Source organism: Streptomyces sp. NPDC087428 (assembly GCF_044744085.1).
Lineage (GTDB): Bacteria > Actinomycetota > Actinomycetes > Streptomycetales > Streptomycetaceae > Streptomyces.
Genome location: NZ_JBIUXR010000010.1, coordinates 17,909 through 40,176 on the forward strand (window position 1 = coordinate 17,909; position 22,268 = coordinate 40,176).

Annotated in this window: 16 protein-coding genes; 7 read left to right on the plus strand and 9 right to left on the minus strand. The window is 69.2% G+C overall.

Features of this window, described 5'->3' with window-relative positions; genetic code table 11:
• Nucleotides 1–108 precede the first annotated feature (108 nt).
• Together ACIO3R_RS21755 and ACIO3R_RS21760 are read right to left on the minus strand one after the other, a co-directional pair.
• The gene (locus ACIO3R_RS21755) at nt 109–1,227 is read right to left on the minus strand and encodes a fatty acid desaturase family protein (protein ID WP_402107885.1); all 1,119 of its coding nucleotides are present in this window, start codon (nt 1,225–1,227) and stop codon (nt 109–111) included.
• A gap of 7 nt (nt 1,228–1,234) precedes the next feature.
• Nucleotides 1,235–2,290: a ferredoxin reductase gene (locus ACIO3R_RS21760; RefSeq protein WP_402107887.1), complete on the minus strand. Its 1,056-nt coding sequence runs from the start codon at nt 2,288–2,290 to the stop codon at nt 1,235–1,237.
• 85 nt (nt 2,291–2,375) lie between these two features.
• Here ACIO3R_RS21760 and ACIO3R_RS21765 point away from each other — a divergent pair, with 85 nt between their 5' ends.
• On the plus strand, nt 2,376–3,515 hold the full coding sequence (locus tag ACIO3R_RS21765) for a PucR family transcriptional regulator (protein WP_402107889.1): 1,140 nt from the start codon (nt 2,376–2,378) through the stop codon (nt 3,513–3,515).
• 260 nt (nt 3,516–3,775) lie between these two features.
• On the plus strand, nt 3,776–4,114 hold the full coding sequence (locus ACIO3R_RS21770) for a thioredoxin family protein (protein WP_385030398.1): 339 nt from the start codon (nt 3,776–3,778) through the stop codon (nt 4,112–4,114).
• Between the two features lie 1,085 nt (nt 4,115–5,199).
• Here ACIO3R_RS21770 and ACIO3R_RS21775 read toward each other — a convergent pair.
• The 6 genes from ACIO3R_RS21775 to ACIO3R_RS21800 form a co-directional block, all read right to left on the minus strand.
• A complete protein-coding gene (locus ACIO3R_RS21775) occupies nt 5,200–7,599 on the minus strand; it encodes a PA14 domain-containing protein (RefSeq protein WP_402107893.1) in 2,400 nt (799 codons plus the stop codon).
• A 302-nt stretch (nt 7,600–7,901) separates the two neighbouring features.
• Entirely contained in the window at nt 7,902–8,339 is a 438-nt protein-coding gene (locus ACIO3R_RS21780; protein WP_402107895.1) for an NUDIX domain-containing protein, read from the minus strand.
• Nucleotides 8,340–8,369: 30 nt separating this feature from the next.
• A complete protein-coding gene (locus ACIO3R_RS21785) occupies nt 8,370–8,912 on the minus strand; it encodes an SDR family NAD(P)-dependent oxidoreductase (protein WP_402107897.1) in 543 nt (180 codons plus the stop codon).
• 95 nt (nt 8,913–9,007) lie between these two features.
• Nucleotides 9,008–10,681, minus strand: a complete 1,674-nt coding sequence (locus tag ACIO3R_RS21790) for a protein kinase (protein ID WP_402107900.1) — start codon at nt 10,679–10,681, stop codon at nt 9,008–9,010.
• A gap of 346 nt (nt 10,682–11,027) precedes the next feature.
• Entirely contained in the window at nt 11,028–13,226 is a 2,199-nt protein-coding gene (locus ACIO3R_RS21795; RefSeq protein ID WP_402107903.1) for an FG-GAP repeat domain-containing protein, read from the minus strand.
• 717 nt (nt 13,227–13,943) lie between these two features.
• Nucleotides 13,944–15,053 carry a hypothetical protein gene (locus tag ACIO3R_RS21800; protein ID WP_385030381.1) on the minus strand — a complete coding sequence of 370 codons (1,110 nt, stop codon included), beginning with the start codon at nt 15,051–15,053 and terminating at the stop codon, nt 13,944–13,946.
• A 672-nt stretch (nt 15,054–15,725) separates the two neighbouring features.
• Between ACIO3R_RS21800 and ACIO3R_RS21805 the strand changes: the two genes are divergently transcribed.
• The 4 genes from ACIO3R_RS21805 to ACIO3R_RS21820 all read left to right on the plus strand — a co-directional run bounded on the left by ACIO3R_RS21805 (nt 15,726) and on the right by ACIO3R_RS21820 (nt 19,628).
• Complete coding sequence (locus ACIO3R_RS21805) at nt 15,726–16,271, plus strand: hypothetical protein (protein ID WP_385030378.1); 546 nt, start codon at nt 15,726–15,728, stop codon at nt 16,269–16,271.
• 197 nt (nt 16,272–16,468) lie between these two features.
• Entirely contained in the window at nt 16,469–17,575 is a 1,107-nt protein-coding gene (locus ACIO3R_RS21810; protein WP_402108395.1) for a sensor histidine kinase, read from the plus strand.
• Nucleotides 17,572–18,237 (plus strand): response regulator, encoded by a 666-nt coding sequence (locus ACIO3R_RS21815; RefSeq protein WP_402107906.1) that lies wholly within the window; start codon nt 17,572–17,574, stop codon nt 18,235–18,237. Before ACIO3R_RS21810 ends, ACIO3R_RS21815 begins: the two co-directional genes overlap by 4 nt.
• A 494-nt stretch (nt 18,238–18,731) precedes the next feature.
• Entirely contained in the window at nt 18,732–19,628 is an 897-nt protein-coding gene (locus ACIO3R_RS21820) for an SGNH/GDSL hydrolase family protein (protein WP_402107908.1), read from the plus strand.
• 588 nt (nt 19,629–20,216) lie between these two features.
• On the opposite strand, the gene ACIO3R_RS21825 is transcribed toward ACIO3R_RS21820, so the two are convergent.
• Entirely contained in the window at nt 20,217–20,816 is a 600-nt protein-coding gene (locus tag ACIO3R_RS21825; protein WP_385030369.1) for a hypothetical protein, read from the minus strand.
• A 622-nt stretch (nt 20,817–21,438) separates the two neighbouring features.
• On the opposite strand from ACIO3R_RS21825, the gene ACIO3R_RS21830 reads away from it, so the two are divergent.
• On the plus strand, nt 21,439–22,239 hold the full coding sequence (locus tag ACIO3R_RS21830; protein ID WP_385030366.1) for a phytanoyl-CoA dioxygenase family protein: 801 nt from the start codon (nt 21,439–21,441) through the stop codon (nt 22,237–22,239).
• Nucleotides 22,240–22,268: the final 29 nt, after the last annotated feature.

Consider the following 22,268-nt stretch of genomic DNA (forward strand, 5'->3'; position numbering starts at 1 on the left):
TGCGCTCACCAAGCTGTGGGACCCGGGCAGCGCGGAAACTCCACTGGCCGAGCAGGCCGTCGTGTCGCAGCAGTGACGTCATCAAGGGCTTGAGGTGCGTCCGGGGAGTCAGGCGGTGATGAAATTCTGCTCACGGTCCGGCGTTCCGGCCTTGGGCTGCTTGTTCGGCAGCGCGAGCCGGAAGACCTTGTGCCACGCGGAGAACACCTGCTTGGGCAGCGGGCCGGTGATGTACTCCAGCTCGTACTTCTCGAACAGCAGGCGCACCTTCACCGCGACCTCCGCGTACCGGTTGCTCGGCAGGTCCGGGAACAGGTGGTGCTCGATCTGGTGCGACAGGTTGCCGGTCATGAAGTGCATGGCCTTGCTGCCGCTGATGTTCGCCGAGCCCATCATCTGGCGCAGGTACCACTGGCCGCGTGTCTCGCCCGTGATCGACTGGCGTTCGAAGACATGTACGCCCTCGGGGAAGTGCCCGCACATGATCACTGAGTGGGTCCAGATGTTGCGGACCAGGTTCGCGGTGAACGTGGCGCCGAGTGTGGTGAGGAATGAGGGGCCCGACAGCAACGGGTGGATCACGTAGTCCTTGAGCACCTGCTTGCGGATCTTACGGCCCACGGCCTTGGCCCGCGCGCGGAACTCCGGGTTCTTGCGGCGGCGCTTGGTGAGGTTCTTGCCGAGCTCCAGGTCGTACGCTGCGATGCCGTACTCGAAGAAACACGCGTTGAGGAAGTTCCACAGCGGCTGGCCGAGGTGGAAGGGGTGCCACTTCTGGTCCTCGTCGACGCGCATGATGCCGTAGCCGAGGTCGTTGTCCTTGCCGATCACGTTGGTGTACGTGTGGTGCAGCTCGTTGTGCGAGTGCTTCCACTGATCGGACGGCGAGACGTGATCCCACTCCCAGGTGGTGGAGTGGATCTTCGGGTCTCGCATCCAGTCCCACTGGCCGTGCAGGACGTTGTGGCCGATCTCCATGTTGTCCATGATCTTCGCCACGGACAGCCCGGCGGTGCCGAGCACCCACGCGGGCGGGAAGATCGAGAACAGCAGCACACCCCTGCTGACCAGTTCGAGCTTGCGCTGCACCGAGATGACCTTACGGATGTAGGCGGCGTCCTTCTCACCGCGGCCGGCGATCACCTCGTCGCGGATCGCGTCCAGCTCGCGGCCCAGCTCTTCGATCTGCTCCGCGGTCAGGTGGGCGGTGGGGTCGATGGCGGTCAAGGTGTTCCTACCGTTCGATGTCGCAGGGGCCCGCCGCGGCGGACACGCAGGTCTGGATGAGGACGCCCGGCTCGGCCTCGGTGATCTCGCCGGTGCGCAGGTCGCGGACAGCGCCGGCCTTGAGCGGCGTGACGCAGCCGAAGCAGATGCCCATACGGCACCCGGAGGGCATGAGCACGCCGGCCTCCTCGCCGATGTCGAGCAACGGCGTGGCGCCGTCCGCGTCGATGGTCTTGCCGGTGGCGCTGAACGTGACCTCGCCGCCGTCACCGGCGACGACGATGCCGGGGCGGAACCGTTCGGTGTGCAGGCGTTCTTGGGCGCCCTCTTCGGTCCAGTGCTCTTCGGCGGCGTCGAGCAGACCTGCGGGCCCGCAGGCCCAGGTCTCGCGCTGGGCCCAGTCGGGCACGAGTTCTTGGAGACGGGCGATGTCGAGCTTGCCGTCCGTGTCGGTGTGCACCTCGGTGAGCCGAAGCTTCTTGTCCGCGACCAGACGGTGCAGTTCCTTGCGGAAGATCACGTCCTGAGGCTGTGGCGCGCAGTGGACCATGACGACGTCGTCGAGTTCGATGTCGCGCAGCATGCCCATCACGGGCGTGATGCCGCTGCCGGCCGTCAGGTAGAGCACCTTGGCGGGCTTGGCCTGCGGCAGGACGAAGTCACCGGTCGGCTGGTCGAGCTGGATCAGCGTGCCCGGTTTCGCCCTGCGGACCAGGTGGTTGCTGACCTTTCCGTCCGGGATCGCCTTCACGGTGATCGTTACCCGGCCGTCCCGGCGGTTTGTCGGCGAGGTGATGGAGTAGGCACGCCACAGGCGCACTCCGTCGACGTCGACTCCGATCCTCACGTACTGGCCGGCTGTGTGGCCGCGCCAGCCCCGCCCCGGCCTGATCACGACAGTCGCGGCGTTATCGGTCTCGGAGTGCACGGCCTCGATGCGCCCACACAGGTCGGCGCCCGCACGCAGCGGGCTGACCAGGTCGAGGTAGTCCGACGGCAGCAGCGGCGTCGTGACCATCTCCAGCAGTTTCCACGCCCTACTGCGGAGGGCTCCACTCGTCATGACTCCAGCTTGCTGCGCCTCCAGGCGTAAAGTCCTGACCACAGGACGTAAATCTGGTCGGCTGAATTGTTCGCAGGGAACAAAAATGAGCTATGCAATCCGGAGGGCCAGCGAACTGAGCCTGGACGAGACGACGGTCACCGCCCTTCGGGCCGCGCTGAAGACCACCGCCGACGAAGTCGTCCAGGCGATCATCGACGAGGTTCCTCCCTACGCCCATGCCTTGTCGGGCCGCATGGGCGCCACCATCCGCAGAGCCGTCCGCACCGCCCTGGCGCACTACCTGGACCTTGCGAGCGGGAACGCCACGGGCGGCGACGCCGGGGACGCCGCCTACGAGCTGGGCCGCGGCGAGGTGCGCGACGGCCGTTCGATGGACGCCCTGCTCAGCGCCTACCGCGTCGGCGCCCGGGTCGCCTGGCGATGTCTGGCAGCGGGTGCCGTACCCGCAGGTCTGCCCGCCGCCGAGGTCGCGAAGTTCGCCGAGCTGACCTTCGCCTACATCGACGAGCTCTCCGCCGCGAGCGCCGCGGGCCACGCCGACGAACTGGCCGCCCGGGGCAGAGCCCACGAGCGCCACCTGGAACACCTGGCCCGCGACCTCCTCGCCGGCGCGAGCCCGGACGTGCTGCTGGCCTCCGGCCAACGGGCCAGGTGGCAGACCCCGCTTTCGCTGACCGCCGTCCTGCTGCCCGCCGCCCAGGCCCGGCCTGCCTACCGGACACTCGACCCGAGCACCCTCGTCCTCGACGATTTGCCGGACGCCACCGGTGTGCTCCTCGTCCCCGATGCCGACCGATCACGTCTCCTACGGCAGCTGACCGACCGCGCCGCCGTGGTCGGCCCGGCCCGGCCATGGACCCACGCGTCCGCCTCGTACGCACGAGCCCTACGCGCGCGCTCCCTTTCCTCTGACATTCGCGACACCGAGGACCACCTGCCCGACCTGGTGCTCAGCGCCGACGAGGACGCGTTCGCGGACCTGCGCGCCCGAGCCCTCGCACCGTTGCAGACCTTGCCTGCCGCAACCGCACGACGGCTGGAGGAGACGTTGCGAGCGTGGCTGCTGCACCAGGGCAGGCGGGACGAGGTCGCGGCGGCATTGTTCGTCCATCCCCAGACGGTTCGATACCGGATGTCGCAACTGCGGGAGCTGTTTCCCGATCTCGCGTCACCACACCGGGTCCTTGAACTGACGCTGGCGGTCGGTCTCCGGGTCCGCTGACGCGTCACCCGTCCACCGCCGCGTCCGCGAGCGTCCAGAAATCGTGCTCGTTCCCGGTGCCAAGCCGCTATGACCCTGGAAAACGGCTTTCCGGTCGTCGCGACAAGGGCCGGGCCGCTCGTCCCAGGGGCCACCGCCGTCCTGCGGCGGCGGCCCGTATCTCCCTCCCTGCAGCCGGCCGGACGACCGGCCGGGGCCGACCCGGCACACCGCGCGAGGGATGATGGGACGGAGTACGAAACGTGAGGTCAGGAGCTCCCATGACAAAGCTGGTTCACCGACCTCGTGAGGACGCGGAGTTCAGTTTCATCCTCGGGAGAAGCAAGGTTCCGGTCCTCGCATACTTCACCGGGGCATGGCCCAAGGCAATCGAGCCCTGCCGGGTGATGGATGTCGTCGTGGGCGACATCGCCGCCGCCTACACGGGCCGCCTGACGGTCGTCCGCACCGACATCACGCGTTGCCCGGCGGCAACCGAGCGATACGGGATCACCGGAGCCCCGTCCTGCCTCCTGCTGAAGGAGGGAGCGGCGGTGGCGCACGGCACGGGGCCCATGACCATCGACGAGGTACGGAAGTTCCTGGACGGTCACCTCTGAGCGGCCGCTGCGGCGCCCGGACCGCCGCTTCTCGTCGCGTTCGAAGCGGACGCGGGCAGTTGGCAGCCCATCGCCCGCCGCACCACCGCAGGGCGGTTCGAGGTCGTGCGCGAGACCGTGCTCAGGTACTGGCGGGACAATGCGGCCCCCGGTCAGATCTTCGCTTCGTGGGTGCGGCCTCCGATCTAACCCCCCGAGACCGCCAGGCACGGTCTCCTCGTCCGGCGCCGCGTGCAGACCGGCGGGTCGGCCCGCGCGCCGGTTCCGCCGGTCATCGGGTGGGGCGGGTGGTGGCGGGTGGTGGCGAGTTCGGAGGCGCGTTCAGGGCCAGTATCCGCTGTACGGTCGATCTTCGATCCCGTTGCCCGAGTCTCTGGGTCAGGACTCGACATCGAATTCGAATTCGTCGTCCTGCATCTGCATCCCGTCTGGCGACTGTCACGGACGGGGCCGTCGCGGAGGTCTCGTTGGAGGACTGCCCAACTCGGCCGTTGAAGCCCTTGGCCGCCGGGTCAAGGCAGGAACGACCGCTCAAGAACCGCTGATTCCCAAGCTCAGAGCGCGAGTTCGATTCTCGTCACCCGCTCTTTCACAAACCCCGAGGTCATGAACCTGGGGGTTCGTCGTTGCCCAGACTTCCCCCGGCGTCGCGCACCACCTGCGCACCACCTGGCCCCTTGGCCTCGTGGGCTCGGGCGGGTATCGCTGCGGTGGCGGCCACGGCCTGGCGGAGTTCGGCCCGTGCAACGACCTCGGTATCCCCCCCCCCGAGCCTCAGCAACTCGCAGCAGGCGTGCTCGATGCCCTCAACCGGGATGACCGCCTCGGCCCATCCGTCGTCACCGCCGGCGGTCGCGGTGGAGCCGAAGGCCCTCACCGCCGCAAGGGCAACGTTGCCGAGCAAGCGCCGTCATTCCCGGGGAGAAAGGCGGACGGTGGCTGTGCCGGTATAGCAGCGGGCCTGGAAGTCATCGAGGCAGGAGACCCAGTACACGCCCGGGTCGAAGTCCTGCGGCCGGTCGAACCGCTCGTCGCCCAGCATGGGGAGGGGGCCGAAGAACCCTTCGGTCCCCTCCCACGTCCGGTCAGAGCCAGGAGTCCCAGATGCCGTACGCCGTCGATCGGGTCACGGCCTCGACGCCCGAGGCGTCGAGCCGTACGACGCGGTAGTAGTACAGGCCGAGCCGGTCCTCGTGCACCGTGGTGTCCATGTAGAACGCGGCGTCACCCATCGCGCCCTCCGCCAGGGCGACGTAGGCGGCAGTGACGGGGTCCCAGCGCTCCACGCGGTAGCTCGCGAACCGGGAACAGTCACCGAGTCCGGAGCTTTCGGAGCAGCCGACGTACAGATCCGGGTACTGGCCCTCACGGACCTCGGTCTCCGTCCAGCCCGGCGGCCGGGTGTCGGGCAGGGTGACCGAGACCTCGGCGGGGTGGAGGACGCCGAGTGGATCGTCGCGGTAGTCGTCCATCGCGGCCACCTTGTAGACGTGGGTGGCGCCGTCCGGCACGGTCGGGCAGAGGATTTCGGTCCTGGTCAGGGAGCTGCCGGTCCAGCAGTTGTTCTTCCAGACCGTCTCACCGCTGTCCGGGTCGGTGACGCCCTGCCACGCGCGGTAGCCGGAGACATCGGTGTCGGCGGGCGGCGTCCAGGTCAGCCGGACGCCCAGCGGGACTCGTTCCGCGGTCAGGTCCTGGACCGTGGCGGGACGCTGGGTGTCCGGGGTGGTCTCCGTGGCGGGCGGGCCGGCCTGCGACACATGTCCGTACCGGTCGGTCGTCACGACTCGGTACTCGTACGTCGTCTCCGACTTGCCCTGGACGTCCCAGCAGCTGCCGTTGACCTGTTTGCGGGCGGACAGAGGAGCATCGTCGTCCGCCCAGGTCCAGTACGTGTCCGGGTCATCCAGCGGCTGGTCCACTGAGCTGTTCGGCTTGCACTGGTCCACGATGTCGGTCTCGCCGGTCGCGGTGTCGGTCCGGATGATCTTGTACGTGGGAAGAGGCCGCTCGTCGACGGTCCACGGGTCGACGCTGCTCCACTCGACCATCACACCCTCGTCGAACCCGTTGGCAGTGGTCTTGAACGCGGGGATCGCCTCCGGACGGTCGGCCAACTTCAGAGTGATCTCCACCGGCGCGGCAGGGTTGCCCTTGGCGTCCAGCGAGCGCACCGCGTACCGGTAGCTGTCGGCGACGGCGGCCGACTGGCGCGGCACCACGTCGGTCCGGGTGCTGGGGCTCCCCTCGGGAAGAGCGTCGGTGTAGCCGCCGGTCGCCGGTTCGTACTGGAGGACCTGGTACGAGGCGGCCCCGGTGACGGGCGACCACACCACATGCGGAACGCCCGACCGGTACTCGGCGCGGAGCCCCGTGACGGCGGCGGGCGGGGTCAGGTCGGGGGTGGTGAACGTCGTGGCGGCCGAGTACGCCGACCAGTTCCCGGCGGCGTCCCGGGCCCGCCCCCGGTAGGTGACCTTGCTGCCGTCGGCCCGGTAGCCGGTGTCGCAGATCGCACCCTTGGTGCCGGAGTAGACGGTGCTCCAGCGCTTCGTGGTCGCGTCGAGCCGCTGCATCTCGTACCGGGCGATGTCGGCGGCGTTCTTCGCCGTGGTGACCAGCTCCGGTGCCGCGTAGGGCTGGTCGGCCGGGCAGGCGTCCCATTCGACGAAGGGCGCGGCGGGCGGCGTCCTGTCAACGGTGGTGACGAGCTTGTCGGAGCTGCCGCCGGATGCATTGCCCGCCTTGTCGACGGCCCGCACCTCGTAGTAGTAGGCCGCGCCGGTCCTGGGCAGCGCGCTGTCGGTGTACGACGTGGCGGTGGTCGTCGCGAGCTGCTTGCCGTACGGCGCACCCTTCAACCGCCGGTAGACCCGGTAATTCGCCAGGTCCATCTCCTTGCTCCTGGTCCAGGTGAGCTTGGCCGCGCCGGTGGCGGGGTTGTACGAGACGGCCGCGCCCGTCGGGGTGAGGGGCTTGACCTTGTCGTAGGCGGCGGAGGTGCGCGGCGTATAGGCGAACCTGACGTTCGCGGAACCCGTCCAGTTGACGAAGTCGAAGCGGATCGTGTGCTTGCCCGCGGGGATCGTCACGTTGACCGTCTTCTTGACGGTGGCGGAGACGTTCTTCCACACGTTGATCTTCCGGACGCCATCGAGGTAGACGCGCATTCCGTCCTGGGCGGAGGCCGTGAACGCGAAGGGACCACCGGAGCCGAAGTCGCGCGTCACCGTCCAGCGCACGCCGAAGTTGTTGGACGGCACGCCGGAGGCGGGTGCTCCCTTGCCCCAGTTCCGGTCGATCGAGGAATCGCAGTCCGTCTTCTTCGGCGTGCCCGAGAACGTCGTGTTCGCGAAGATCTGCCGCTTGAAGACGGGGGAAGTGCAGTTCACCGCCGCGGAAGCAGGTACGGCGGTGGCGTAGAGCACTCCGCCTGCCGTGGCCAGGACCAAGGCGGTGGCGGTCGTGCGTCTGGCTGGGTTCATCAAGTCCTTCAGTCCTGTTCGGCGGCCGATGTCGGTCAGACGTCGCCGAACAAGACAGACAAGAGGGCCGGTTGGTTGTACGAGCCTCAGCCGTAAAAGCTCAGACGCTGGGGCACGGTCTCCGTAACGACTCCCGTGCCCCATCCGTGCCCAGCAGAGCGGCCAACAGCGCGGCCCAGGAACCGTTGATTCCCAAGCTCAGAGCGCGAGTTCGATTCTCGTCACCCGCTCCACAACGAACAGGCCCTGGTCATCTCAGAGTCGGCCCTGATGGCGTGCTGACGTACTCGAAGGCTCAAGGCTCAGAGCGATGCCTCGGCTCCGAGGCTTCCGGCGCTGATGGCTCCCCGTAGGACGTGGGCGATCTCCTCGGGCCTGAGGTCGATGCCGTCGAGCCCCTCCATGGTCAGCGGAATCTCCTCCAGCGCGTATTCACCGCGGCCTTCAGCGCTGAACTCGGGACCGGTGCGGTCGTCGAAGGACCAGGTCGCGATGCGGGCGAGGTAGAAGAGCTGACGCTCGTCGTCGGACTCCATCGTGTGGAGGAGGCGGATGATGTCGGCCTTCCCCGCGATCTCCTCGTGGATCTCCCGGTGGAGGGCCGCCTCCCGGGACGCGTCGCTGGGTTCGACGCCGCCGCCGGGCAGGACCCAGTATTCGGGGATGCCGGGCCGGGTGCGGCGGATGACCAGCATCGTGTCGTCTGCGGTGATCAGGACAGCGCGGACTCGTTCGATCATTTCGGTTTGTGCCCTTGCTTGTTGGTGGTCTCAGTGCAGCAGCCGACCGCCGTCGACGTGGACGGACTGCCCCGTGATGAACGAGGCGGAGGGGCCCACGAGAAACGCCACCAGGGCCGCGACATCCTCGGGCCGGCCACGGCGCGGGACACACTGGCGCTTGATCCGGTCCTCCGGCCGCGCACGGTGCTGGGCGGGGAAGGTGTTCTCGGCCTCGACCTGGATGCCCCCGGCCATGACGGTGTTGACGCAGATCCCGTACGGGCCCGGTTCGCGGGCGAGGGAACGGGGCAGTCCCAGCAGCCCGGCCATCGCGGTGCTGTACGCGACGAGGTTCGTCCGGCCGGCGCGGGCGTTGACACTGCCGATGTTCACGATCCGGCCCCGGCGGCGTTCGATCACGCCGGGGGTGAACACGTGGCAGGTGCGGTAGTGAGCGGTGAGGTTCACGTCGAGGGAGTGGTTCCAGACGGTCTCGTCGCTGTCCTGTTCACATGCCGGACAGGATCCGGCCTGCCCGAGTTGCCGGCCGGCGTACGGTCCTCTGAACGGTTCGGTGATCAGCCCTGCCACGTAAGGCACTTCGACGGCGCCCGTCGACGTGGTGCCCGTGAAGATGGTGCCGTCCCCTCAAGGGCGTAGCACCCGGTACGCGTCTGCTGTCGGCGTCAGATGTGCGTGTTCGTGGCCCACACCTGCTTTCCACCGGCCATGATGACGACGTTGCCGCCGGGCTGGATGACCAGGGTGGCGTTCGTGAAGCCGACGGGGTCCGAGGCCCATATCGCTCGACCGGCCGCGGTGTAGACGACGAGGTTGCCGTCATCCTGGAACGCCGCCATGTTGTCCTTGCCGGAGGTGCCGGCAGCCCACATCACCCGCTTCTCCTGGCGGTCGTAGAGCACGAGGTTGCCATCGGCCTGCATGCCCAGCTGTAGACGGCTGGTCTTCCAGGACGTGGCGGCGTGCAGCTTCGCGACCGGCTTGACGACGAGCGGCGCCGGGGCCGTCGCAGCATCACTCGCGGGGTGTTCCGGGGTCTCGGCCTGAGTGGTCGTCTGCCCCGTCGGTGAGGTGTGCGCCGTCGTCCCTGTGCTGGGGAAAGGGGTCCCCGCGCTCGGGAGAGCCCCGGAGGGCGCGAGGTCCTTGGCCTTGTCGGCGGGCTTCTTGGGCTTCGTCGACGCGGATTCCAGCCCTCCCGGCACGTCGGCCGGGCTGTTCCTCGCCTCCGGCGACGTGGTCGATCCGACGGCCCCGAGCTTGCTCTCGTCGTCCGTCGAGCCCTTGCCGTGGCTCAGGAACGGCAGGGTGATCAGGGCCACCGCCACAACGCCCGCAACGGCCGCCAGCACCTTCGTCCGGCGACCGCGTGAGCGACGGCCATCCGACGGTTCCCGCGTCCCGGCGCGGCTCCGCCCGGCCGAGACCGCCGCGGTGACCCCGGTGGCGGGCCGCTCCCGCTCCTCCGCCCGCGCCTCGGTCTGCGGCGGCTCTGGCATGTCCCGTTCGATCAGCAGTAGTTTCCGGGAGGCCTGCTCGGCCGTCATCCGGTCCTGCGGGTCCTTGCGCATCAGGCCCTCGATGACCGGCGTGAGCGCGCCCGCCCTGTGCGGCGACGGCAATTCCTCGTCCACGACGGCGCGCAGTGTCGCCAGCGCCGTCGATTGACGGAACGGTGAACGGCCCTGGACGGCCGTGTAGAGAAGCGCGCCCAGCGACCACAGGTCGGACGTGGCGTCCGGCGTCCGCCCCAATGCCCGCTCCGGCGCCAGGTACTCGGGGGAGCCGACGACCTCGCCGGTCATCGTCAGCGCCGTGTCTCCCTCCACGGTAGCGATTCCGAAGTCGGTCAGTACCACCCGGCCGTCCTCGGCGAGCAGGACGTTGGCGGGCTTCACGTCGCGGTGCAGCACTCCTGCCCCGTGCGCGGCACGAAGGGCGGCCAGCACCTTGGCGCCGATGCGCGCGGCTTCCTTCGGTGGCAGCGCGCCCGTGGCGGTGATGAGGTCGGCCAGCGACCGGCCGCGGACGAGTTCCATCACGATCCACGGCCGGCCGTCGAAGGTGACCACGTCATAGACGGTCACGACCTCAGCGCTGTCGATCCGTGCCGCCGCCCACGCCTCCCGCTCCAGCCGGGTGTACAGACGCGCTCGGTGCTCTGCCGGCAGCTCTACGGGGGCGCGTACCTCCTTGACCGCCACCTCGCGGTGCAGCACTTCGTCATAGGCGCGCCACACGGTGCCCATGCCGCCTTCGCCCAGTACTGACAACAGTTGGTAACGCCCGGCGACCGCACGCTTGTTACCGGCGTCCGGCGGAGCCGATTCCTCGTTGTACATGGGGGAGAACTCCCTGCCTAGACGAATACCAGGGCCAGTATGATGAATGCCGCCACATCTACTGAAACCGTGTCCTGCGTGATGACGTTCCGGCTGGACACGCAGGCTCGTGTTCGGCCCTCTCCCCGGCCGTCCTGGCTGTTCGTCGAGACTCCGCCCGGCCCCGTACTCCGCGGGCTCATGCACCGGACACGACAGCGTGTGTCTCTGCCTCGCGGTCGAGAGGGCCGGCGCCCCCGATCGTGGCCGGCGTACAGCTCACCGGCGCGTTGACCGCGCTCCTGGCCGTCCTGCCCTCGCGGCCACTCGGGACCCCGGGTCCCGAGTGGCCGTCGGATCCGCGTCGTCAGGAGATGCGGATGTTGGACCAGTTCACGGCCTTTCCGGCCTGCGAGCGGTTGCCGAGACCGCCGTGGCCGTTGCCCCGGTTCAGCCAGGCGCGGCCGTTCTTGTCGAGCGAGACGAGATCGGGCCGGCCGTCCCCGGACAGGTCGAGCCCGCCGACCACGTCCTTGTAGGAGGTGCCCCAGTCCTTGAAGACCAGCGACCGGGGCCTGAACGTCCCGGCGCCGGTCCCCCTGAACCGCCACAGCTCGTTCGACGCGTCGAGGGCCAGCAGGTCGTTCTTGCCGTCGCCGTCGAGGTCTCCGGCGGCGATCAGTCTCTTGTAGCCGCCGAAGCCGGACCCGGTGAGCGAGCGGGCCTTGAAGCCGCCCGCGCCGTTGTTCGCGTACACGTACAGCTTCCCGGTCGAGGCGGACCGGGTCAGCAGGTCGGCCCGGCCGTCGCCCGTCACGTCGCCGGGCGAGACGACCGCGTCGTACCCGCTCCAGTCCGAGGACACCTTGATGTGGGACGACTGCTGGTCGGGCAGCCCGCCGCAGATCGTCGGGTAGACGCGGGCCTCGCCCTTCGGGTAGCGGACGAACACGTCGTCGCAGCGGTCGCCGTCGAGGTCGCCGAACGGCAGCACGAGCGTGCCCGTCGGCCAGCTGCTCGCGCGCTGCCCCGCGGACAGCTTCGTCGAGTCGCCCGCGTACACCTTCAGCGCGGTGCCGTTGCGGCCGAACAGGTCGGCCTTGCCGTCGTCCGTGTGGTCACGCCACTTGGGCAGCGCGCGGCCGGTGGTGGTGGTCTGGTGGACGCCGTCCAGGGCGTAGCTGTTCGTCCCGGTCAGCTTGTACTCGTCCCACAGCGCGACGGGCCGGCCGAGCGCGTCGGCGGCCACCTGGGGCGCCCCGGCGAACCGGGCACTCGTCGCGCTCAGCCGCCGCGGGGCGGACCAGGTGCCGCCCTTGAAGACGGCGGCCATCGCGTACTCCTCGCCCGAGTAGCCCTCCCGCCACGTCACCGTGACCGTGCCGCCCGAGGTGGCGGCCGCGTCGACCGCGCGCACCTTCTTGTGCGTGGAGAAGGGCTGCGTGTACGGCTGCCAGGCGCCGGTGACCGCCGAGCGCACCGCGTACCAGGGGCCGGTCGAGTAGCCCGGCCCGCCGGCGACGAAGAGGTCGCCGTTGGGCAGGTAGGCGGGTGCCGTCATCCCGTACGTGCTGCCGTGGTCGGCGGCGGACCGCGGGGTGCTCCACTGCGTGGCGCCGACGGACCGGCGCGTGTGCATGAGGTGCGCGAGATCGTCGTAGAACACGTCGAAGCCGCCCTGCGGACCGGCGAACACCTTCGGGCGCGCCAGGTCCACGCCCGGGACCGGAAAGCGCTGGACCGCGGTCCAGGCGGACGCGCCGGGGGCCTTCTCCAGGGCGACGACGGCCTTGCTCGCCTGCCACTGCCACACCAGCAGGGCGGTGCCGTCCTTGGCGACCGCCAGGTCCATGCTGGAAATGTCCCGGCTGCCGGACGGCGGCTGCTCGTTCAGGTCGGCCGGAGCGGTCCACGCGGCCTTCGGGCCGGTCTTCTCGGCGGCCTTCACGACGCCGGAGACCGACCACACGGCGACCAGTCGGCCGTCGGGGGCCGCCGCCAGGTGGTGGTAGCCCTTCTCGGGGACCGCGGCGACGTACTCGGGCTCGGAGAAGGCCGTCGCACCGGGCTTGAGCGTGGCCACTTTCAGCCAGTAGTTGTCGTGGTCGTCGGCGCGCTCGGCCCGCCAGACCAGACGTACCGAGCCGTCGCCGAGCGAGACGAGCTCGGTGTTGTATCCGCCGGCGTCCGGCCAGGTCTGCGGAGCGAGCCAGCGGGTGCTGCCGGCGGTCCGGATCCGGGTGGAACGGGAGAGCCCGTCACCGGTCAGGGAGACGAGGGCGCCGTTCCCGGCCGACTCCAAGGCGTTCAGCCCGCCCGAGGCGGAAGCCGGGTCGGGGTTCGGGGCGTGCGGGGTGCTGGTGCCCCACGGACCCGGCGCACGCGTCTCGACGGCGGCCTGTGTGGTGGCCGCCGTGGCGGTGGTGCCGGTGGCCGCGCCCACGGCCTTGGCGGTCGCGTGGGCGGCGGCCGTGGCGGTGTTGTGGGCGGCGGCCGGAGCCGCGGCTGCCAGGGCGAGGACGGGAGTGAGCACGATGCCGAGCACCGCGCGGGACTGCGAAGTCATGGGAAGCCCCCCCGGGCGTGACGTATCCGGTGAAACGGATTCGCCATACTGTTCGAACAAGTCTGGCGCAACGTATATCAGCCAAGATCGGCCCGCGCAGAGGTTTTCCCCTCGCTCAGAGGAATTCGGCCGGCGCGCCCAGCGCGCGGCGACGCCCGGATGCGGGGTGGCTACGCGATGTCTCCCCCGAGGACGTGCCACAGCATGCCGGCAGCGGCAGTACTCCCCGAGGGGCACCGACCTGTCCGCCCACGGCCCCGAGGACCTCAGCGCCATTGCCGCCGAGCTCAGCCGAGGGCCTCAGCGCCGTCGCCGCCGAGCTCAGCCGAGGACCTCAGCGCCGTCGCCGCCTAGCTCAGCCGAGGGCCTCAGCGCCGCTGCCGCCGAGCTCAATGGATGCCCACGCAGAACGCTCGGCCGGGACACCCCGGCCGAGCGCCTGCACACATTCCTCGCAGCCCGGTCAAGCCGACCACGTGTGGTGACGACCCCTGGAAACCGTCGGCGCCCTGGGTCCTCGCGCCGTTGGGGTCACGTCGGCGAGACGCACCCCGAGGCGGTTGCCGCCGAGCCACCGTCCGGTCGGGCCGGCCTCCGGGGCCGGTGCTTCCGACACGTCGGCACCGGCCTCCGCCGGGTGCCGCTCCCCCGGCGCCTCCGAGGTTCCCCGCGGCGCGCCTTTCCCGGGGCGTGCCCCGGTGGTACCTGTGCCTCGGGTCAGAGCGCCGAGGTGTAGGCGGCGAAGAAGGGCGTCTTCACCGGCGCTCCGCCGGGATCGAAGCACGCTACGTAGAGCCCGACGGAGCCACTGGTCCTGCCCCAGGGCTTGTACAGGCCGCAGTAGTCGGCGCTCGGTCCGTAGGCGGTGACGTGGGCGGTGTCCGACGGGACGGCCACCGACGGCATGGTGACCGTGAAGGGCGCTCCCGAGCCACTGAGGCTGTTGGTGGCTCCGCCGGAGTTGTAGTTGGTCAGGGCGGGCAGCGATCCGTTGAACCAGAGATAGCCGAAGGACTTCGGCGGAAAGGCCGGCCCGTGTACCGCTCGCAGATAGGAGTAACTCAGGGTCCACTCGGTGTCGTACGGCTTGTTGGACGCGTCGTAGCAGGCGACGATCACGGTCTGGCCTGCCGAACCCGGTGTCCAGTCGGACACCTTGCACCGCGCGCCCTGCTTCGGGTCGACCGCGGTGACCTGGAGATCGCCTGCGTAGCCGGACAGCCCGAGAGACGGAAGCCACGCCTTCCAGATACCGGTCGACCCCTTGCTCACCGAGTTTGCCGAGCCCGCGGAGTTGTACTGGGTGAGTACGGTGCCGCTGCTGTCCGAGTTCAGGTAGCCGTACGAGCCGGAGGGCGTGGCGGGCAGGCCGCTGCTGCTCGTGTAGAGGACCGTGAAGGTGGAGTTGTCCGGTGCGCCGCTGGGGAGGTAGCAGTTCACGTACACGTCCTGACCGGGCCCCGCAGTCTTCCAGTCGGCGATCTGGCACCAGTGGGCAACGCTGTTCACCGCGGTGGCGTGGGCGATGCCGCCCGGTCCGCCGATCAGCGGGAAGTGCACCACGTACGAACCGAGGCCGATCTGGTCGACCTTGACGGGATTGGCGGACGGTGAGGCCCAACTGCCCCACTGCCTTGAGGGGTCGGGCGCGTAGCCGGGAGGGGGAGTCGCGTTGTCCAGGTACGCGAAGCCCCAGCGGTCGGGTACGGCGGCATGTGCCGGGCCGGCGACGGGAAGAGCTGCGGCCAGAAGAGCGGCCACCATGCCCAGGACGAGCATCACGGCCCGGACGGGTCTGCTCGACAGATGTGAGGTGCGGACGTGCATGGGCGTGCCTCCTGTTGATGAGGGCGGTACTGCCTGCGCGATCCGGTGCTTGAGTGCGATTACCTCGAATACCCGACACGTGCCGCGGGGGCTGGGATCAGTCCTCCTGCGGCTTTTCAGAACGGCAGGGCTTGCGCCCCGACGGCGTGCCGTGGGTTCGGAATCCGATTTCTCACTGTCCCAGAAGTACGGCCCGGCAGAACGCTCTCGGTCAGCCGTTTCGGTGTTCGCCTCACCCGCCGCTGGGGCCCGGAGGCTCACTCTGCTCGCTCGATGCGCAGCGCGGACCAGCAGTTACGGCCGCTGCCCCGCCATCCGCGCTGTCTCCCCGCCCCTCCCACCTCACCTGCCTCTGTGCGCACCACCGCCTGACCTGTCCGGAACCCGCCTGCGTGATGCCGCGCATGATCCGGCGGCACGCGTCGCGGTGCCGGAGCCGCCTCTGCCATCGCCCCGCCTCGGACCTCACCTCGAACCTCGAACCCCGAACCCCGAACCCCGAACCTCGAACCCCGAACCCCGAACCTCGAACCTCGAACCTCGAACCTCGCCAAGCGGTACGGCGCAGAGGGGCGGGCAGGTGGGGTGGAGGCGTGCGGGACGACGATCTCCACCCGTCGTTCCACCCATGGGTCCAGGTGCGCGAGGCCCTGCGCCAGCAGTCTTGAGGGCATGACAACGACCGAGTGGATCACCGACATCGCCCTCGTCCTGATCGTCTTCCGGCAGCTGCGGGAAGGCCGTCTCGACCTCAAGACCTTCCTGATCCCGCTGGGGATCGTGGCCTTCGTGGCCCACACGTACCTCGACAGTGTGCCCACCGCGGGCAACGACCTGGTGCTGATCGGCGCGCTCATGGCCGTCGGCGCGGCGCTCGGCGTCGCGGGCGGCGTCTACACCCGCATCCGGGTCGCGGGCGAGCACCTGCTGATCAAGGCCGGCGCGGTCTCCGCGATCCTCTGGGTGCTCGGCATGGGCGCCCGGATGGGCTTCCAGTTCTGGGTCTCGCACGGTGGCGCCGACAACGTCGCGCGGTTCAGCGTCGCCCACCACATCACCTCCGACCAGGCCTGGGTCGCGGCCTTCGTCCTGATGGCACTCACCGAGGTCGTCACGCGACTCGCGACGATCTTCATCCGGAGCCGGACGGTGAACGGCAGGCAGGCGCGGACGACCGCGTCGACGCACCCGGCGCCCTCTCTCGACCGCACGGCCTGACCGTGGACTATGGTCACGCCGTGCCCGAAGCACAGAGCGTCCCAGAGAAGCAGAACACCCCTGCGGAGCAGAACACCCCTGCGGAGCAGAGCACCCTTGCAGAGCAGAGCACCCTTGCAGAGCAGAGCGTGCCCGGTACGGGCTCGGCCCCGTACCGGGCGTCCGGCGTCCTGACCTTCACAGGTCAGGATCCTCGCGTGGGCTGGGTCCTGACCCTCTGCGTCATCGGCTCCGCGTTCCTCACGGTGCGCCCGATCGGTCTCGGCGGCCGGGGCCTCGTGGTCGCCGCGCTCATCGTCGTCAACTCCCTCGCCCTCCTCGCCCGGCACCTGCCCGAGCACCGGGTCCCGCACCGCGTCGCCCTGGTCTGGCTGACCCTCGGCATCGTCGCCGCGGCCTCCCTGATCGCCGTCAGCCGCAGCGGATCGGGCTACCTCTTCGCGTTCTTCCTCGTCGGCCACGCCGGATACCGGCTACAGCCCAAGCCGGCCCTGGTCCTCGCGGCGTTCTGCAGCCTGCTGTGCGGCGGAGTCCTGTACTTGCGCATCGGCCCCGGCCACCACCTGCTGCCCTGGGCGGTCGGTCTGGCCACCTGCGCCCCGGTCGTCCTCGGCATCATCAACCGCACCCGTCGGCGCGCCGTCCAGGCGGTGATCGAGGCCGCGGAGTCCGCCGAGCGGGCGGCCCGCGCCGAGGCCCGGACCGCCGTCCTCACCGAGCGGGGACGGATCGCCCGCGACGTGCACGACGTCCTGGCCCACTCCCTCGCGGGCATCAACATGCAGCTGGAACTGGCGGACGCCCTGATCGAGACCGGTGACCTGGAGAAGGTCCGCGAGGCGAACCAGAAGGCGCACAGCATGGTCAAGGAGAGCCTGAAGCAGGCCCAGTGGACCGTGCACGCGCTCCGTGAGGACTCCCTGCCGCTGGTGGGCAGCCTGACCGCGATGCTCGACTCGTCCGGCCACCGCGACGCCCTCACCCTCATCGGCACCGAGCGCGACGTGCCGTCCCAGGTCACGCAGAACCTGCTGCGGATCGCGCAGGAGTCGCTGACCAACGCCGTCCGGCACGCGCCCGGCGGCGAGGTGCACGTGGAGCTGACGTTCGACGCCGCATCGACGACACTGAGGATCCGTAACAGCGCGGCGACCCGTGCGGTGCGCGCGGGCGGCGGCAGCGGAATGGGGCTGATCGGCATGCGGGAACGGGTCGCCCTGCTGGGTGGCACGATCACTGCGGGGCCGGTCACCGAAGGACCGGACGCAGGCGGCTGGCAAGTGGAGGCAGTGATACCGGGATGAGTGAACCGACGCGGAATCCCCAGCGGCTGCGTGTGATCGTGGCCGACGACCAGGCTGCCGTACGGGAGCCGCTGGCCGCGGTCCTCGGTATGGCCGAGGACATCGACGTCGTCGCCTCGGCCGCCGACGGCACCGAAGTACTCGCCGCAGTCGCCGCAGGGCCGGTCGACGTGGTCCTGATGGACCTGCGGATGCCGGTGATGGACGGCACCGAGGCGACCCGGCGGCTCACCGAGGAGCACCCCGAGGTCGCCGTGGTCATCCTGACCACGTTCGCCGACGACGACTCCATCCTGGCCGCGCTGAGCGCCGGCGCCATCGGCTACCTCACCAAGAACGCGGGCCGCCAGGACATCACCCGCGCCATCCGCGCCGCCGCGGCCGGACAGTCCGTCCTCGACCGCGAAGTCCAGAACCGCCTCCTGCATACGGTCCGCGCCAAGCCCCCGGCCCCCGGACAGCCGCTGCCCGGCGACATCACCCCGCGCGAGCGCGAGGTCCTCACTCTGATCGGGCAGGGTCTGCCGAACCGTGCCATCGCCGAGAAGCTCTTCATCAGCGAGGCCACGGTGAAGACGCACATCAACAACCTCTTCGCCAAGGCGGACATCAAGGACCGCGCCGAAGCCGTGCGCCGCGCCCTCGGGGCAGGCCTGGCCTGAGTCGTCGAGACGTCGCGGCCGCCACCTCGCGCGGCGCTACCCGCTGCGCAGCTCAGCAGGTCAGCAGGTCAGCAGGTCAGCAGGTCAGCAGGTCAGCTTCAGCAAGTCAGCAGGGACGTCGTGCTGGTTGGGGCTGGACTTCCACCCCAACCATCCGGTGCTCCTCACCGGATCCACCGATCCCCCGGACTGGACCGGGACAACGCGCCGGCTTGAAGCGACGGCAGACACATCGTCGTCCGGACGCGCGGGCAGACCGCACCCACTCGGGTGTCAATCAGGAACCGCGCTGTGCCTGTCCGGGCGATCGGAGCCTCCCGGTGACCGCGGTCGCGCAGCATCCGCTGTCAAGGGTTGGCCGAGACGACCTGAGACTGAGCGGAATTGGTGTCCGCGACAGGGAACCCGGGACATCCGAATCTCTTCATAGTCGGTGCCGCATACCGGTCATAGTCGGTGCCCCATACCGGCAACCTCCCTTATCTGAAGGCGTAATGACACAACTCGCACGTACTTCCCGCAGTACTGTCCGTATCGCGTCACTGGCCGCAGCAGCGCTCGGCACCACCGTCGGGCTCCTCGGTGGCTTCATGGCTCCGGCCGCATCTGCCGCCGAGTCGGCCCACCCGACCTACGACAACTACGTGGCGCTCGGCGACTCGTACGCCTCCGGTGCCGGTCTCAGCATGGTGGATGACGCCGACTGCGACCGCACCAAAGAGAGTTACCCCGCGGTGATCGCCGGGGCGGTGAAGGCGAAGTCCTTCAAGAACGTCACCTGCAGTGGTGCCACCACCGCGGAGATGGCCAAGGCCCAGGGCACCAACCCGGCCCAGCTCAGCGCCCTGTCGGCCGACACCGATCTGGTCACACTGACCATCGGGGGCAACGACATCGGGTTCACCGAGATCATCACCACCTGTGTCGTCGGCAGCTTCAGCGATCCGACGGGCAGCCCCTGCAAGACGCATTACAACGCGTCCGGCAGCGATGCCATCGCCACTCGCATCAACTCCGCGGCGGCAAAGCTCACGGTCACGCTCGATTACATACATGCCCTTGCGCCCAAGGCCCGCGTCCTGGTGGTCGGTTATCCGTCGCTCGTTCCGGACAACGGGAAAGCCTGCCGTCCCGGCGTGCCGTTCGCGGACGGCGACGTGCCCTACCTCCGCGATGTGAACAAAAAGCTCAACCAGGCCCTCGCCGACCGGGCCAGGAGCGCCGGCGCGGAGTACGCCGACACGTACACGATGACCGTCGGCCATGACATGTGCCAGAGCGAAGCCGACCGGTGGATCGAGCCCCTCGAAACGAAGCTCGCACCGGCGCACCCGAACAGGTGGGGCCAGTACGCGATGGCCTACGGCGCCTACAACCAGCTCCGCAACTAGGAACCGTGCTCCGCACACTTCGGGGGTGTGGGGGAGCACATCCGATGTCGCTCGGCCGGCAGCAGTGCGGCCGGTGGCCGCGCCAGTGCTCTGGACCGTCCGTCGAGCCCTTGCCGTGGCTCAGGAACGGCAGGGTGATCAGGGCCACCGCCACAACGCCCACAACGGTCGCCGGCGCCTTCGTCCGGCGACCGCGTGAGCGACGGTCACCCGACGGTTCCTGCGCCCCGGCGCCGTCCTGCCCGGCCGAGACCACCGCGGTGCCCGTGGCGGGCCGCTCCCGCTCCTTCGCCCGCGCCTGGTCATCTCCGACTGCTCCTCGGCGTCGCTCTTGTTCGTATGCGGCACCCCGAACCACCGCCAAGCTGTCCACGTGAGATCAGGCTCGGGCCGCATCGCGATTTCCCCTCAACGACGCCCCAAGGCGATCAGAGCCTTTTGATCCGAGGCGGACCGATAAAGGTTCCTCTGCCTCATCAAGGCACCCGGCTGTACTCCGGCCCTCGGCATGCGTTCCGGAAAACGAGGAGGAGCCCGCCAGCAAGCTGACGGGCTACCACGAAAGATCGGGGCTAATGTGCCGTCCGATCAGATCGTCGGTGTGTCATCGACGACCTCTTTGTGCGGTTCGACAATGAACTTCCAGCCCTCGCTGGGCTTCAGGAACCGCACTCGGGTCGGGTAGATGTCCAAGGCGCGACGGTCACGGAGCTGGCTGCTCGTGTTCTTCCGCGCCTTGGCCGGCTCCTCGAAGAGGTCGACCTTGACATCCGGCACCACGGCGACTTCCTCGCTCCAGCGCTGAACGATCCCCGCGCCGAAGGCCTCCCGGGCGGCGGTGTAGAGCGACTCCAGGGCTTCCTGATTCCCGCCGGGCACGAAGAGGGCGAGATTCAGGAGGACGCCGGCACTCTGAAGGACCTCGATTTCCTGCCCTGCCTTGTCGGCAACCCAGACCCCGCTCTCTTCGGCGTTGCCCGGAAGAACGTGGACCTCCTCACCGAAGATTGTCTTCGCGACAAAGGACCCGCCCTCGAAATTCTTACCCGGCTCCGCAAGGAAAGCCGGAGCGTAACAGTCGAGAGAGAGCCCGTCCATCGCTGCCGAGACGAAGATTCCGTCCTGGAGACCCAACTCCGAAACCTCTTCGGCCGTAAGCCGTCGAGCCGTGACCTTCTCGGTATTCACGCCGTTCCCCTTTTTTCGTGGCGCCCTGTAAATTCATTGAAACTCTATCACGAAAACGATCACCCACATCGCACTCAATTCCTCCTGGGAGAACGGCAGAAGAGCCTCACCGCGTCGCAGGTAAATCGCGGCGGGCGTGCGTAGGCGATACGCGATTCACAAGTCCGCTCACTCACTTCAGCGGTGTTTCCGGCAATCAAGTCGGTCACGCAATGGAATGCGAGCAAACTTGGCAGAATGGAAAAAACAGGCAAGGAGTGCCTTGGTTCCCGGAATCGCGTTGCGCTTGCGATCCCACCGCCCCGGGCCGGCGTGCCGCGACCCGACCCGACCCGACCCGACCCGAGCGAACGAACGAACGAACGAACGAACCGCAACGGCTCCTCTCCGGTCAGGTGCTGCGCGGCGCACGGACTGGCCGTGCGGCTCGAGCCTGACGAGCCCGGCGGCAGGGGCGGCAATCCCCGGCCCGGGATCGGCCACCGCGCGTCGGAACACCGGAGCCGCTTTCTGGCCATTAGTCATGCCATAGGTATGTCTCACGGCAGCCGGGGATAGATAGCCGGACAACAGCGACCGCCGTGGGGGCAACAGCCGAATGATCCGGGGGGGGATCCAACGCGTGGAAGGCACCCGTGCCAACAAGGTTCAGTTAGGGAACTTCGCCGAGGACGGCTTCCTCGTGCTGCCCTGCTTTCTGCCGCCCGGCCTGGTCGACCGCCTCATTCCGGAAGTGGACGACTGGGTGACGACGGGCCGGCGTCAACGGTCGATCGACGCCTGTGTCCGTCCGGGCGCTCGACCGCCCCGGGTGGTCGAGCTGGAGCTCGAGGCGCACGGTGAGCTGGCGGTCTACGCGCCGCTGATGGAACTCCTCAGTCACCCTGCCCTGCTGGGTGAGTCCTTCGCCTTCCACCATCTGCACAGCGACCGGCGGCCGGCCGGCGGAGCCGGCAAGAGCTGGCACCACGACTACGAACAACGCCCGCAGCGCGACCGACGCCTTCCCATGATCCACGCGTTGCACTATTTGGGCGGCCTCCACCCGGATTCGGGTTGCCTGGCAGTTCTCCCCGGTTCGCATCGGGAAGTCGCCGAGAAGGCAGCCCGCGCCCACCTGGGAACGGACGTGCTCCCGGGCGAAGTGGTCATCGACCGCCTGCCTCCCGGTTCGACCGTCGTGCTCCACTCGGCCCTCTTTCACGCCCGACGGGCCGCGTCCGCACCCCGCCCGGACACGGGACCGCGTTACATGATCGACGGCTCCTACTGCCGCACCGGCGCCCTGTGGCCGTCGGTCAAGCCGTACTGGCGGCACGTGCTCGCAGTGGGGCGGGCACGTGGTCTGGACGCCGGGCGGCCGGAGTTGTTCTCCGAGCGGCACTTCAGCGAAGACGTAGCGGTGGAAGGGCACAGCCTGTGAGAGTGCTGGGAACGGTCCGGTTCGACGCG

What these genes read in the sequence shown, in the direction of transcription:
- ACIO3R_RS21770 (WP_385030398.1), top strand. Translation starts at nt 3,776, where the DNA reads ATGACAAAGCTGGTTCACCGACCTCGTGAGGACGCGGAGTTCAGTTTC.
- ACIO3R_RS21820 (WP_402107908.1), top strand. Translation starts at nt 18,732, where the DNA reads ATGACACAACTCGCACGTACTTCCCGCAGTACTGTCCGTATCGCGTCA.
- ACIO3R_RS21800 (WP_385030381.1), bottom strand. Translation starts at nt 15,053, where the DNA reads ATGCACGTCCGCACCTCACATCTGTCGAGCAGACCCGTCCGGGCCGTG.
- ACIO3R_RS21815 (WP_402107906.1), top strand. Translation starts at nt 17,572, where the DNA reads ATGAGTGAACCGACGCGGAATCCCCAGCGGCTGCGTGTGATCGTGGCC.
- ACIO3R_RS21775 (WP_402107893.1), bottom strand. Translation starts at nt 7,599, where the DNA reads ATGAACCCAGCCAGACGCACGACCGCCACCGCCTTGGTCCTGGCCACG.
- ACIO3R_RS21805 (WP_385030378.1), top strand. Translation starts at nt 15,726, where the DNA reads ATGACAACGACCGAGTGGATCACCGACATCGCCCTCGTCCTGATCGTC.
- ACIO3R_RS21765 (WP_402107889.1), top strand. Translation starts at nt 2,376, where the DNA reads ATGAGCTATGCAATCCGGAGGGCCAGCGAACTGAGCCTGGACGAGACG.
- ACIO3R_RS21760 (WP_402107887.1), bottom strand. Translation starts at nt 2,290, where the DNA reads ATGACGAGTGGAGCCCTCCGCAGTAGGGCGTGGAAACTGCTGGAGATG.
- ACIO3R_RS21780 (WP_402107895.1), bottom strand. Translation starts at nt 8,339, where the DNA reads ATGATCGAACGAGTCCGCGCTGTCCTGATCACCGCAGACGACACGATG.
- ACIO3R_RS21790 (WP_402107900.1), bottom strand. Translation starts at nt 10,681, where the DNA reads ATGTACAACGAGGAATCGGCTCCGCCGGACGCCGGTAACAAGCGTGCG.
- ACIO3R_RS21795 (WP_402107903.1), bottom strand. Translation starts at nt 13,226, where the DNA reads ATGACTTCGCAGTCCCGCGCGGTGCTCGGCATCGTGCTCACTCCCGTC.